Genomic DNA, 14750 nt, shown 5'->3' with positions numbered 1-14750 from the left:
TATGATCGCATATAAAGGATTTCAAAAGGATTTGAAATGTCGGGGCTTTCAGTTTCAGGAGTATGGCATAAATGAAACGGAAAAAGCAAACTGTAGACAAAATGGATTTCATTGTGCAGAAAACCCACTGGATTGTCTCTGCTATTATCCGAATTGGAAAAATTCCGTGTATTACATAGTAGATGCATCAGGGGATTTGGATGAAGATGGAGAAGATTCAAAAATCTCCTGCACAAAGATGCGCCTGTTAAAGAAAATTGAATTGAGAAGCCTGTTATTACATGGAGCTGCCTACATGGCGAAATATCCAAACCGGAAATGGAACTCCCATGTTGCAAAAGAAAACGGGACCAGCTGCAACGGATTTTGCATTGTGCGTGGAAAAGACCCCAAAGCCAAAGGACAAAAGGGCGATTTACTGTTACTTTTAAAGGAGCAGCCTGGTAACAGCCAGATACTGGAAATTGGGGTCATCTGTATCGATGGTCAGAAATATCCGGAGGAAACATGGATTGATGTGACTGGAAAGCTGGTGGAGTTATGAGAAAAAAGAGGTTGATGGAATTAAAACCATTAAAAGTGATGAACAGACATATCGCCGATGCAAAGAAAACTGAAATATCTTTGAGTCCATTGGAGAAACAAAGGGGTGAACCCGGAAAATATCGGATGTATTGTCGGGCAGCAGTAGAAAAAGGAATTTTAAAAGTGTATCTGTTTGCCGTAACGGATATTGAGGAGAATATAAACTTTCCAAGGTACCGTCTGTTTATAAGCAGAAAAGAGAGACGGTTTATTACCTATGATGAAAAATTAAAAAAATGGAGAAAGGCACTTCTTGAAAGTATCTTATGGGATGTAAGAACTAATTTGGGCAACATCTATGTAAATGGCTGTGATACAAAGATCATCCAAAAATATTTAAAGACAATACAGCCTGCAATCCGGGCACTGGAAGAGTTTCAGGCGAATATCCGTAAAGAACAAAGGATACGTCATGATAAAAAACTCACAGATTCATGGGACCAGGTGATGAAAACTGTATCTGGACTGCCTAAGAACTGGATCGGATGGGTTTCAAAATATGGAATTACGGAACACTATATCTTCTACAAGTATCAGAAAAATGGTGCTACAGAAGGATACTGTACACATTGCAAAAAACATGTTCCTATCCGCTCACCCAAATATAACCAGAAAGGACAGTGCAATGTGTGTGGACAACCGATTACTTTTCGTTCTGTGGGAAAGTCTGGAAGATTTTGTACAAAGTGGTACAGAGTCTATCTTATCCAGAGGAGACGCAAGACTTCTGGTTTTGTGCTCCGGATCTTTCATGCCAGAACGTGGTATAAAAGGGGCGGCTATACAGATTGCGAAACTACCTGCCATGAAGAGCAGAGAAGAATCTTCTCTGCAAATGGAGAGGAAATTTCCAATTTCGTTTATGATCTGTTCAAACAACGGGAAATGCGTTGGATTTCGTGTAGAAGTTCTTGGTATTATACTTGCTGTGACAGTCAATATAAAGGAATGGTTTATCCATATACCCTGTCGGATCTGTCCAGGCATGAATTAAAAGAAACAGGTCTGCGTGAGTACGCCCTTGGTCAGAAAAAGATAGATCCTGGAAAATATCTTTACCTGTGGAAGACATACCCGGTACTGGAACAGATTGTAAAAGCGGGGCTTTTCCAGTTAGTTGATGATGTACTGGACCACAGGGCAGCAGATGCAATAAAAAGAAAAGGCAGAAAACCAACAGAATTCCTGTCCGTAGATAAGAAAGAGTTTCGAAGACTCCGAGATATGAATGGCGGGGTAAAAGAACTTAAATGGCTGCAACTTGAAAAGAGTACAGGAAAAACAATCGGGGATGAAGAAATATGCTGGATGGTAAAAGAAGGATTTGAACCAAACGACCTGAAGTTTGTTCTGGATCAGATGAGCATCTGCCAGATTCGACATTATCTTGTGAAACAATCAGAAAAATCCGGGGATGATATCAGCCATGTGCTGCAGGTGTGGAACGATTATCTTTCTATGGCAAAAAGACTGGGAATGGATATACATGATTCCATTATTTACCGTACCAGAGATCTTCAACTGCGCCATAAAGAGGCGGTTTTGAAGATAGAAGAAATGAAACGCGGAATCCGACGCAGGGAGCTGAAAGAAAAGTATGTCGGATTTCAGAAACATCTCATTGATTTGAAAGAAAAATATGAGTTCAGTGACGGTGAATATCAGGTTATTGCGCCAAAGAGTATCGATGACATCCTATATGAAGGTGATACGCTTCATCACTGTGTAAATAAAACGGATACTTATTTTGACCGGATCGTTTCAAAGGAAAGCTATATCCTGTTTTTGCGGGAAAAAGAGAATCCGAAAGTACCGTTTTATACACTGGAAGTTGAACCAGATGGAACCATCCGGCAAAAACGTGCGGAATTTAATCGTCAAAATAAGGACATTGATAAAGTGACTTCTTTTTTAACATTGTGGCAGAAGGAAATTCAGAAACGATTAACCCAAAAAGATCGTAAGAGCACAGAAGAAAGCAGGAAGCTCAGGCAGCAGAACTATCAGGAGATACGTGATAAGCATGTAGTTGTCCATGGCGGAGCATTTGCTGGGGAACTTCTGGCTGATCTTTTAGAGAAAGACTTAATGGACCTACCAGTGGAATCGGCAGAAAACGAAGAAAGCCCTACTGAAATAGCGGCGTAAATAAAAGGATAAAGTGGATGCGGCAGGGAGTTCCCCTGCTGCATTTGAGCAGAAAAGAGAAAATGACATTATATGCAGCAGAAAATGAAGGAGAGGACGGAAATGAATAAAAAAGAATTGCGTAACATGAAATTGCTGGAAGCTACGGATGAACTGATAAAACTTGCAAAAGAAGATGTGCCAGTAAGAGATAAAAGATACTATACGGAGCAGCTGATTTATCAGAGAGGGCTATATTTACGTGCAGAAGTAGAAAAAAATATTTTACAAGTAGCATTTTATCTGGCAGAATATCTTTCCATGGATTGTCGGAAACCTGTATATACATTATACGTTGATAAAAAGAACGATGTTTTTAAAGGGTATGATTACCGGACAAAGAAATGGTCAGAAAGTATGCTGGATAAGACCATTTTCTCAAAATGGTTATATCAGGAAAATTCTTATATGAAAGAGGCAGATACAGCGTTGATCCAAAAGTATCTTGAAAGTGAATATGACGATGCTTTATATGCACTGTATGTATATCAACGTGAGCAGAGACACCGGAGGCTGGGAATGAAATATGAAAAAATTCTGACAAGCTGGGATCAGTGCATGGATAGACTTCCAAAAAGTTCCGAAAGACTGGCTGAGATGGCAGAAAAAAGTTGGAATTACCCAGAATTTTATCTTTTATCATTACAGCCGCAGGAAAGATCAGACAGGATATTGTAGTTGGTGTGAAAGCGAAGTTCCAATCAGCCATCCTCACCATAATGCAGTGGGGCATTGCCCGAAATGCAGACATCAGATTCAATATAAAGCATTGGGCCGGGCCAAAAATATAGAAACCTCAAAAGAGACTGCATACCTGCTTCAGACCTGTGGAAATAATGTGTTTGTTTTGAGAGAATTCCAGCTTCAGATGCTCATAGTAAGCAGCTCATATAAAAAACCAGTATATTCTTTCTTTGAGCGCCGGAGAATCCTGTATGATGAAAAATTAAATACGAAAGAATATTATTTCGGCCGTCATCATTGGACAAAAGAAAGTCGCTGGATCCAGGGTAAATTACAGGTTCCACTGTATCCGGGTTACGGCGGCTATATGACATATGAAAAATATAATATGGGAAATATTTATGGAAAATCACTGTATGGCATTAAAAACAGGACATTCCGTAGGACAGGATTCTACGAATATGCAAAAGCCAAAAAGTATTTAGATCCGGTAAGCTTTTTTGAAATGGTTAGAGAAAGGCCCTACCTGGAACGGCTCATTAAAGCAGGACTTTATCATCTCGCAGAAGACATTATGGATAATAAAGCACAGATTTATTGTAAGGATTCCGGAAACCTTGGAAAAGCACTGGGAATTGACAGGTTCCGCTTGAAAAGGTTACGTACAAACAATGGGGGAGAGATTTTTCTTCAATGGCTGTTGCTTGAAAAAGCCCAAAACAAGTTGATCTGTGACGATGTGATTTCATGGATGTGCCTGGAAAAACTTAAACCAGCGGATCTTATGTTCATTATGGATCGTATGGCTCCTTTACAGATTAAAAATTATCTGGAAAAGCAGGCAGCAGAAAGTGGGGAATCCGTGAAAAACCTAATCAAAACATGGAAGGATTATCTCAATATGGCAATTCGGGTCGGAGTGAATGTGCAGGATTCTGTTATCTACCGTGCACGAAAGCTCATGCAGAGACATAATGAAATGATAAAAGAGATAGAAGCAAAAGATTTGATTTTAAGAGCCGGAGAGCTGGAAAAAAAGTATCCGGGTCTGAATCGTATATGCAGGGATTTGAAAAAATATGAATATGCGGACAAAGAGTATCAGATCGTTGTACCGGAAAAAGTGGATGACATTTTGTATGAAGCAAAACTAATGCATCACTGCGTAAATAATACAGAAACCTATTATGAACGAATGAGCCAGCAGGAATCCTATATCCTGTTTTTGAGAAAGACAGAACAACCAACGGAGGCGTACTATACGCTTGAAGTGGAACCGGATGGGACCATAAGGCAGACACGTACTTTTTATAACCAGCAGAATGAAGATATCGAACTTGCAAGGGATTTTCTTGTAAAATGGCAGAAACAATTAAAAAAGAAACTGGCAAAAGAAGATTATAAACTGGCTGTAAAAAGTCAGAGTCTCAGGAAAAAAGAGATTGAAGAACTCCGCAGCAAAGGCGTTCGTGTAAACGGTGTTGGGTATTGCAACAAATTGCTTGCTGAAATTCTGGAGGAAGATTTAATGGAGGCAGAGAGACTGGAAGTGGAAGAACAGGCCGCATAATAGCAGATTGATATATCACAAAAGTAACTTCAAAAGTAAAAATGAAATTCCTGTGAAAATTCTGGGATATTTACGGAAACCGCTCTGAAATTCTCTTTTATTTAAGTATAAGGGATTTTATGGAATTCCTTAAATATACTCGAAACGGAGGATGAGCTTTGGAGGAAAAATTAAAGTTGCTTTGGCTGGTATTGATCTTTGTTGATTTTGGGCTTATGTTTGTTTCATTTCCAATCTTGATTTATGTGATTTTTTGTATGACATGAATACAAAAAGCCTTCTGTAAGTGCCCTTTTCCGGTGAAAAGACCGGAGGGGCATTTACATGTATGCAATAGTTTATGTATGTATTCACAGGAATACGAGTAAAATACTACCCAGCTGCTACTGTTTAAAGCCTGTAGTGGAATTGACATTAAATATCTGGAATGATACGATAAAATTGAACATTTTGCAAGGCAGATTGCATAAAATTTCATTCTGATACGAGGTCAGAATTTTATACTTTATACCGCGTCTGCGGATCAACCGATAAAGACACAAAAAGAGTAAAATGGACTCTTGGAGTGTCTTTTTTTGTTTGGCAAAATGTTTTGACATGTATCAGATCCAATCACGATAAAAGGAGGAAAGAAGTTTTTATGCCACGTAAAATCAGATCAAATTACATGGAGAAGTTCAAATTTGTGTACAATGGCAGAACTTTTGAAAGTAAGCATAAATGCTGTAATTTTTATGGAATATGTTACCGTAGTGTAATGGCGTACCAGAATCAATATAAATGCAATACTGAAGAAGCAATTACACATTTTATTGAATTGAAAAAAAATAAAGAGATCATATTCCGAAATCGAAAATGGGCCAGCATTAAGACCTGCTGTGAATTTTATGATTTAAACGAAGATTCTGTCAAGACCGATATATGGAATCGAAAATGCACACCACAGGAAGCGATTGAACGGGCAATAGAATGGAAAAAGGCACATGAAATCACATATCATGGTGTGAAATACCCATCACTGCCTCAATGTTGTGAAGACATGGGAATAAATCCTATATCAGTACGTTTGTATATGGAAAAGAATGGGGTTTCTTCTACACGTGCGATTACACATTATATCAAATCTAAAGAGAAAAGAGCCTTTGAATTCCGTGGAAAAGAATACAAAAATTTTACGGAATGTTGTCTTGCGTATGGATTAAAGCCAAAGTCAGTAAGTTCAGCAGTATTTAAAGCGAAACGTCCTCACGCGGATGTTATGGAAGAAATTATCTCTCATATGGAAGGTTGTATGCCAAAAGAAGTAACGAAAAAAGAAGAAATTCCTGAAAATCAGGTGATGGCTAAAGAAAGGCATCGTGCGAAAGAGGCTTTTTTTTATGAGGGAAATAAATATATCTCACTTGGACAATGTTGTGAATTCTATGGAATTAATGAATCTAGTGTACGCAGTAGATCTTGGCGAAAAAAGTGTACATGGGAAGAAGCTGTGAAATATTATATTCAAAAAAAGGAAACAGAAACACCGAAAATGCGATTCTTTTATAAAGGAAAAAAGTATAAAAGTGTTTCAGCATGTTGTGCTGAATACGGCGTTAATGCTTCCAGTGTGCGTAACCGTGCCAAAACAACAGAATGCAGCATTGAAGAATCTTTGGATCATTTCATAAAGAAAGCCAGAATGGAAACACAGCCGTCGGTATTTATTTTTAGAGACAAAACCTATAGGTCTTTGGAAGAATGCTGTCTGGAATATGGAGTCAACGCTGACAGTGTATCTTCAAGAAAATATAGATTGAATTGTACTATGGAAGAATCATTGGAGCATTTTATTGAAAATAAAGATATGATTGCCGAAAGAATACAAAAATTTACATTTAAAGGAATAGAATATCGAAGTCTCCGGGCATGTTGTCAAAAATATGGTATTGATGATATATGTGTGAGACAAAGAGCACGAGATAAGAATTGTTCTCTTGAAGAATCGTTTACACATTTTATGACGAGAAAAAGGAAAAAAATGTTAAGTAACCCGGAATTTGAATATCATGGAACTGTTTATCCATCGCTTAAAGTATGCTGTGAGGAATTAGGAATAAATAAAAGCAGTGTAATAAGTCGAAGCCATAGGGCCGGATGCAGTTTACAGGAAGCAGTGGAGTATTATGTCAGCCAACAGGAACGTAGAATATTGAATTAACCTATAAGGCCAGCAGGCAGCCTTTTTTGGAATTTATATGATAGAGAGGAGGAACGGTCAATATCATCTGCCTGCAGATATTGACCGGTTATATATGTTGCGAAAAAAAACACAGCCGGAAGCAAATAACGATAAAATTCTTATATCCGTTAAAGAAGCCTGTGAGCTTACAGGACTTTCTGAGAAAACAATGAGATCGTTGATGAATGAAAACTGTTTCATGGTACGGATTGGGCGCAGAACACTGATTGATAAGAAAAAATTTCAAAAATGGATAGATCGGCAGTCTTGAAAGCTTTTTTTTGTTGTGCTAAAATATATATCCAGTGCCATGCATTATCATCAGAAAGGATGGTGGTGTTATGGGCAAAAACTTAAAGGGTAAAGAATTAGGAAAAGGATTATATCAAAGAAAAGATGGACGATATGAGGCCAGAATTTTCGTTCGCGGTACAGGAAAAACGTTTTCAATTTATGGTACAAATTTACAACATCTAAAAAAAGAAAGAAATGCCTACCTTGCTAATGTTTCCCCCGGAATTGCAGGATATGATCCTAGAATTTCTGTTTCAAAGTGGTATGAAAAATGGATGCTTATTTATGTGGTGCATTCTGTTAAAGCAACCACTTTAAGTAACTATGTAAATGGTTTTGAGCGAGTAAGAGAATATATTGGTTACATGAGGTTAATAGAGGTCCGTCCAACACATATTCTTGACATGATAAAGGGACTCGAAGAAGAAGGATATGCACGTACAACGGTAATACAATCATTAAGTGTAGTCCGTCAGCTTTTCAAAAAGGCATATGGTGGAAAAATGATACCCATAGATCCCGTAGCCGATATTAAACTGCCTAAAGAAGAACCGGGTGAAATACCTGATGAGAAGATAATGCAGGAACAAGAAGATGAAAAATGTCTTAGTATATATGACACTCATCGTTTCCTTGAGAGCTGCAAGAATACCCGGTATTATGAACTCTTTTTTATTCTTCTTCATACAGGATTACGTATAGGGGAAGCACTTGCCCTAGAATGGTGTGATCTTGACTTTAAGCATGAAAAGCTTCGTGTATATAAAACCTTAAACAGAGTTACAAAATATTATGATTCGAAAGGAAATGAACTTCCTGAAAGGTATTCTACTATTCAGATTACAACACCAAAGAAAAGTGCCAGCAATAGAAAGGTTCCATTAACGGATGCAGTGATTGCTGCTTTTATGAGCTGGAAGGAAAAACAGGATCGTGATAAAGAAAAACTGGGGAAAAACTGGGGAAAACCAAATATACTTTTAAAAAAATATCCCGGTCTGATTTTTACAACATCTTCAGGAAGAAGTTATCTTCCATCATCAGCTCAAACAGAATGCAGGCGGATTGTTGGGATTGTTAATAAACATGAAATTGCTCTGGCAGAAAAAGAGAACAGAGATCCGAATTTAATGGATGTTCATCCTCATATTTTCCGTCATACTTTTGTAACAAGATGCATTCAATCGGGAATGGATGCCGCTACAGTAAAGAAAATAGCTGGACACTCTGATGAAAAAATGACTAATTATTATACACACATTGAAGAAGAACATATAGATGACGAATACGAACTGTATATTCAAAAATACGGAACAGAAACCTGATTTTGCAAATGGAGATAAAATTTTAAAGAGAGGTTTAAATACTTGAGTATAGACAAAAACACTAACGAGGGAAAAAACTATCGTAATAATGTGGTCAAATCAACACCTGGAACTTCTAAAAGCCGCATAAACACTGGGTTTCCGGAGGATATTAGTGTATTATCACCAATGATGAAAGAATACGTAAAGACCAAAGAAGAATACAGCGACTGTATCCTTTTTTACCGTCTGGGCGATTTTTATGAAATGTTCTTTGAGGATGCACTGACTGCATCCAAGGAACTGGAGATTACACTTACCGGAAAAGACTGTGGACTGGAAGAGAGAGCGCCCATGTGTGGCGTTCCTTTTCATGCTGCGGAAACTTATATCAACCGATTGATTGAAAAAGGTTATAAAGTTGCCATCTGTGAACAGGTAGAAGATCCGAAAAAAGCCAAGGGTCTTGTAAAACGTGAAGTTGTCCGTATTGTCACACCGGGAACCACACTGGATGCCATGTCACTGGACGAGTCCAAAAACAATTATCTGATGTCCATTGTCTCCATCGGAGATCATTTTGGCTGTGCCATTGCAGATATCACAACTGGTGACTGCTTTCTCACAGAGCTGGATAAGCCTCAGAAACTTCTGGATGAAATCAATAAATTCACACCTGCGGAGATCATTTGCAACGATGCGTTTCTTTTAAGTGGTGTGGATGTGGAGGATCTGAAAGGACGCCTTGGAATCTGCGTATTCGCCCTGGATCCCTGGTACTTTGACGATCAGCTGTGTCAGAAAACTCTAAAAGAACATTTTCATGTGGGAAATCTTGAGGGACTGGGAATCGGTGACTACGACAGCGGGATCATTGCTTCCGGTGCACTGTTTCTGTACCTGAAAGAAACACAGAAAACAGCACTTTCCCATATGGCAAGTATCCGCCCTTACTCTGCCGAGAAATACATGCTTATCGACAGCTCCAGTCGTCGTAATCTGGAGCTTGTGGAAACCATGCGCGAAAAACAGAAAAGAGGTTCTCTTCTCTGGGTACTGGACAAGACCAAAACAGCTATGGGAGCCAGAACACTTCGGTCTTATGTGGAGCAGCCACTGATCGATGCAGAGGAAATCGAAAAGAGACTGGGTGCCCTGGAAGAACTGAATGCCCGACCTATGGAACGGGATGAGATCCGGGAATACTTAAATCCGATCTATGACCTGGAACGTCTGATCAGCCGTATCAGTTACAAATCCGCCAATCCGAGAGATCTGGTTTCTTTTGCCTCTTCCCTGGAAATGCTTCCTTATATAAAACAGATTCTTTCCGATTTTAAGTCTCCACTGCTTACTAAAATCAATGAAGATATGGATCCACTGACAGATATTACTGCTCTAATCCGTAATTCCATCACCGATGATCCGCCCCTTGCCCAGAAAGACGGTGGTATTATCCGGGAAGGATATAACGAAGATGTAGACAAATTCCGCCGCTCCCGGACCGATGGAAAAAAATGGCTCTCTGAGTTGGAAGCAAGGGAGAGGGAACGTACCGGAATCAAAAGCCTGAAAATCAAGTACAATCGTGTATTTGGATATTCTCTGGAAGTTACCAATACTTTCAAAGATCTTGTGCCAGAAGATTATATCCGCAAACAGACCCTTACCAACGCAGAACGTTACATCACTCAGGAGCTGAAAGATCTGGAAGATCTGATCCTGGGAGCCGAAGATAAGCTTTATGCGCTGGAATTTGAGCTGTTTTCCAATATCCGTGATCAGGTTGGAGCGGAAGTTGTCCGTATCCAGCGTACTGCAAAAGCGGTGGCTGCACTGGATGTTTTTGCCTCCCTTGCACTGGTTGCACAGAGAAATAATTTTGTCCGCCCGAAGATCAATGAAACAGGCATCATTGATATCCGAAACGGCCGTCATCCGGTTGTGGAGCAAATGATCGAAAATGATATGTTCATTCCAAACGATACCTATCTTGACAACCACAAAAAACGGATCTCCATTATCACAGGACCGAACATGGCCGGAAAATCCACATACATGCGCCAGACAGCCCTGATCGTACTGATGGCACAGATAGGAAGCTTTGTTCCGGCAGACAGTGCAAACATCGGTGTGGTTGACCGGATTTTCACCCGTGTGGGCGCATCCGATGACCTTGCAAGCGGACAGAGTACCTTTATGGTGGAGATGACAGAAGTTGCCAACATTCTTCGCAATGCCACTTCCCGAAGCCTTCTGATCCTGGATGAGATCGGACGTGGAACCAGTACCTTTGACGGTCTCTCCATTGCCTGGGCAGTAATTGAACACATTAGCAACACCAAGCTCTGTGGTGCCAAGACCTTATTTGCAACTCACTATCATGAGCTTACCGAGCTGGAGGGAAAACTTTCCGGTGTCAACAACTACTGTATTGCTGTCAAAGAAAAAGGCGACGATATCGTATTTCTGCGTAAGATCGTAAAAGGCGGCGCTGATAAGAGTTATGGTATCCAGGTAGCCAAGCTTGCCGGTGTTCCGGATTCCGTGATCCAGCGTGCCAAGGAACTGGTGGAAGAGCTCAGTGACGCAGATATCACCGCAGCGGTAAAAGATCTGACTGCCCCGAAGAAAAAGCAGAAGATCACCTATGACCAGGTGGATATGGCACAGATGTCACTCTTTGACACGGTGCAGGATAATGATATCATTGAAGAGATCAAAGGCCTGGAGATTGGCAATCTGACTCCTATGGAAGCTTTGAATATTCTCTATAACCTGCAGAACAAAATAAAGAACCGGTGGTGATCCCTTGAGAAAAATTGCAGTTTTAGACCAAAATACCATTGATAAGATCGCGGCAGGAGAAGTTGTAGAACGGCCATCTTCTGTTGTAAAAGAACTTGTGGAAAACGCTATTGACGCAGGAGCTACCGCCATCACAGTAGAGATCACAGATGGCGGAAAAAAGCTGATCCGAATCACAGATAACGGTTCCGGAATGGAAGCAGAACAGGTTCCTCTTGCTTTTCTCCGACATGCTACAAGCAAGATTGAAAAAGTAGAAGACCTGACACACATCGCCTCCCTGGGCTTTCGTGGCGAGGCTCTTTCCAGTATTGCCGCCGTCTCCCAGGTGGAACTGATCACAAAAACACCTTCCGCCATCAGTGGTACCCGCTATGTGATCGAAGGAGGAAAAGAACAGTCTCTGGAGGAGATGGGCGCACCGGAAGGAACCACCTTCCTGATCCGGAATCTTTTTTACAACACACCTGCAAGAAGCAAATTTCTGAAATCCGACATGACAGAAGCCGGTTACATCAACACTTTGATGGAACAGCTGGCACTTTCACATCCGGAAATTTCCTTTAAATATATTCAGAACCGTCAGGTGAAACTGTCAAGTTCCGGAAACTACAGTGTAAAAGATGTGATCTACAGTGTTTACGGACGGGATATCGCCAAAGCGCTTCTGGAAGTTTCCTACGAAAATGATTTCATGAAGATCGAGGGATTTGTAGGAAAGCCGGAGATTTCCAGAGGAAACCGTACTTTTGAAAATTATTATATCAATGGCCGGTATGTAAAAAACAAGATTATTACCAAGGCTATTGAGGATGGATATAAAGGCTTTGTCATGCAGCATAAATTTCCGTTTGTTTCCCTCCGGATTGAAATGGATGGCAATGACCTGGATGTCAATGTGCATCCAGCAAAAAGAGAAGTGCGTTTTGCCAGAGAGACGGAAGTTTATACAGCCATTTATGAAACTGTCCGCAAGGCTGTAACCCACAGAGAACTGATTCCGCAGGTATCTGTTGGAAAAGACGAACCGACATCACACAACGAGCAGATGAAGCCAGGAAATGTTCCGGAGCCTTTTGAGGTAAAACGGCGGCAGGAGATGTACGGCCACCAGAACCGGACCGCAAATATATCTTCCCATATTACACCACCAGCTTCTGAAGTACATACATCCCCGGTTACATCTGTGCCTTACAGTAAGCCGGCAAATAGTACAGTCTCCTATGGCTCAGCAAAAACAGCTCACAGTTCTTCAGATTCTTCTACTGATAAATACAGGCATGTGGATTCCCTGCAGGAAAATCCCGTATATGGATCGCAGCCCTTTACAAAAGAAGAAGAGGAAATGTTTTCCGGAACGCTGAAAGACGGAAGAAAAGAGAATTCCGCTGCAGAAACAGCGGATTCTGAAGTGATCTCTGAAAAGCCTGCGGAATCGACTCCTCCTTCGGTAAGCAGTGAGCCGGTTACGCCACGTGAACAGGAACAGCCAAAACAGCTGGAACTGTTCGAAGAACGGCTTCTTGCTCCTGAATCCAGAAGCCGCCACAGGCTGATCGGACAGCTGTTTGACACCTACTGGCTGGTACAGTTCGAAGATAATTTTTATATCATCGACCAGCATGCAGCCCATGAAAAAGTATATTATGAGCGATTCGTAAAGCTGTTTCAGTCCCAGAACATCCAGTCCCAGTATGTAAGCCCGCCGCTGATCGTTTCACTTAGCCTTGAGGAAGAAAATCTTCTGAAAGCAAACGAAAAGTATTTCCGGGATTTCGGTTTTGAGATCGAGCCTTTTGGCGGAAGAGAGTACAGTATCAGTGCAGTGCCATCCAGTCTTCTGGGAATGACAGAGGAAGAGCTGTTCCTGGAAATGCTGGACCATCTTAACGCAGACGGCTCCAAAGATGCATTTGAACTGTTTACCGCAAGGCTTGCAACTATGGCCTGCAAAGCTGCTGTAAAAGGCAATCATTCCATGTCACCTCAGGAAGCAGACAAGCTGATCGATGAACTTTTGACACTGGAAAATCCATATAACTGTCCTCATGGAAGGCCAACCATCATTGCCATGAATAAGACAGAGATTGAAAAAAAATTCAAACGTATCGTATAAGATACCTATCATAAACGGAGGAAATCTATGAAAAAACCTCTTATCGTCCTTACCGGACCTACTGCCGTGGGGAAAACAAAACTTTCCATTGCCCTTGCAAAAGCAGTAAACGGAGAGATCATTTCTGCAGATTCCATGCAGGTTTACCGCCACATGGATATCGGTTCCGCCAAGATCACACCGGAAGAAATGGATGGAGTTCCCCATCACCTGGTGGATGTACTGGAGCCCACAGAAGATTTTAATATCGTTCTTTTTCAGCAGATGGCAAAAGAAGCTATGGATAAAATTTACACCAAAGGCCGGATCCCAATCCTGGTAGGTGGCACCGGATTTTATATTCAGTCCATAACCAGAGATATTGATTTTACCAGTTCCAACCAGGATGACCATTACCGACGGGAGCTGGAAGAACTGGCAAAACAGAAAGGCCCTTCCTTTCTCCATGATATGCTTGCCAAGGTTGATCCAAAATCAGCCGAAGATATCCATGAGAACAATGTCAAGCGTGTGATCCGTGCCCTGGAATTTTATAAACAGAACGGTACCCGGATCTCCGAACATAATGAAGAGCAGAAGGAGCATACCAGCCCCTATGCCCTGGCCTATTTTGTCCTGAACGCACCACGTCCCCTTCTCTACGAACGCATTGACACAAGAGTGGATGAAATGCTGAAAAACGGACTGGTGGAAGAAGTAAAAAAACTCCGCGAAATGGGCTGTCACAGAGGAATGGTTTCCATGCAGGGTCTGGGCTATAAAGAAATCCTGGACTGGATGGACGGAGAATACCCTTACGAGGAAGCCATCCGCATCCTGAAACGTGACACCAGACATTTTGCCAAACGCCAGCTTACCTGGTTCCGAAGAGAAGGCGAGGTAACCTGGGTAGATAAAGGTAACTTTGATTACGATGACAGCAGGATCCTTTCCTACATGCTTTCTGTATGCAGGGAAAAGGGAATCCTGCCTGCCAAATAA

The 14750-nt window shown here is 41.0% G+C and carries 10 protein-coding genes; all 10 read left to right on the top strand.

Translation table 11 applies throughout. The features are described 5' to 3' along the window. Position 1: 1 nt before the first annotated feature. The 10 genes from G5B06_RS06010 (at position 2) to miaA (ending at position 14750) form a co-directional block, all read left to right on the top strand. Entirely contained in the window at positions 2 to 544 is a 543-nt protein-coding gene (locus tag G5B06_RS06010) for a DUF7666 domain-containing protein (RefSeq protein ID WP_173745786.1), read from the top strand. Further along, on the top strand, positions 541 to 2733 hold the full coding sequence (locus tag G5B06_RS06005; RefSeq protein WP_173771547.1) for a PcfJ domain-containing protein: 2193 nt from the start codon (positions 541 to 543) through the stop codon (positions 2731 to 2733). Before G5B06_RS06010 ends, G5B06_RS06005 begins: the two co-directional genes overlap by 4 nt. 102 nt (positions 2734 to 2835) lie before the next feature. Continuing rightward, positions 2836 to 3450 carry a hypothetical protein gene (locus tag G5B06_RS18950; RefSeq protein WP_244094533.1) on the top strand — a complete coding sequence of 205 codons (615 nt, stop codon included), beginning with the start codon at positions 2836 to 2838 and terminating at the stop codon, positions 3448 to 3450. Between the two features lie 190 nt (positions 3451 to 3640). Further along, positions 3641 to 5026, top strand: a complete 1386-nt coding sequence (locus tag G5B06_RS18945; protein WP_244094532.1) for a PcfJ domain-containing protein — start codon at positions 3641 to 3643, stop codon at positions 5024 to 5026. A 640-nt stretch (positions 5027 to 5666) separates the two neighbouring features. Then, the gene (locus tag G5B06_RS05995; protein WP_173771545.1) at positions 5667 to 7226 is read left to right on the top strand and encodes a hypothetical protein; all 1560 of its coding nucleotides are present in this window, start codon (positions 5667 to 5669) and stop codon (positions 7224 to 7226) included. Between the two features lie 37 nt (positions 7227 to 7263). Beyond that, positions 7264 to 7518 carry a helix-turn-helix domain-containing protein gene (locus G5B06_RS19780; protein ID WP_417182703.1) on the top strand — a complete coding sequence of 85 codons (255 nt, stop codon included), beginning with the start codon at positions 7264 to 7266 and terminating at the stop codon, positions 7516 to 7518. Positions 7519 to 7588: 70 nt separating this feature from the next. Beyond that, a complete protein-coding gene (locus tag G5B06_RS05985; protein WP_118034480.1) occupies positions 7589 to 8866 on the top strand; it encodes a tyrosine-type recombinase/integrase in 1278 nt (425 codons plus the stop codon). Between the two features lie 168 nt (positions 8867 to 9034). Further along, positions 9035 to 11653 carry a DNA mismatch repair protein MutS gene (gene mutS, locus G5B06_RS05980; protein WP_173771543.1) on the top strand — a complete coding sequence of 873 codons (2619 nt, stop codon included), beginning with the start codon at positions 9035 to 9037 and terminating at the stop codon, positions 11651 to 11653. A gap of 4 nt (positions 11654 to 11657) precedes the next feature. Then, entirely contained in the window at positions 11658 to 13769 is a 2112-nt protein-coding gene (mutL, locus tag G5B06_RS05975; RefSeq protein ID WP_173771541.1) for a DNA mismatch repair endonuclease MutL, read from the top strand. Between the two features lie 27 nt (positions 13770 to 13796). Beyond that, on the top strand, positions 13797 to 14750 hold the full coding sequence (miaA, locus tag G5B06_RS05970; protein WP_173771539.1) for a tRNA (adenosine(37)-N6)-dimethylallyltransferase MiaA: 954 nt from the start codon (positions 13797 to 13799) through the stop codon (positions 14748 to 14750).

It is taken from the genome of Blautia luti, from assembly GCF_013304735.1.
Classification (GTDB): Bacteria; Bacillota; Clostridia; order Lachnospirales; family Lachnospiraceae; genus Blautia_A.
This window is presented reverse-complemented; position numbering and strand designations above follow the sequence as displayed.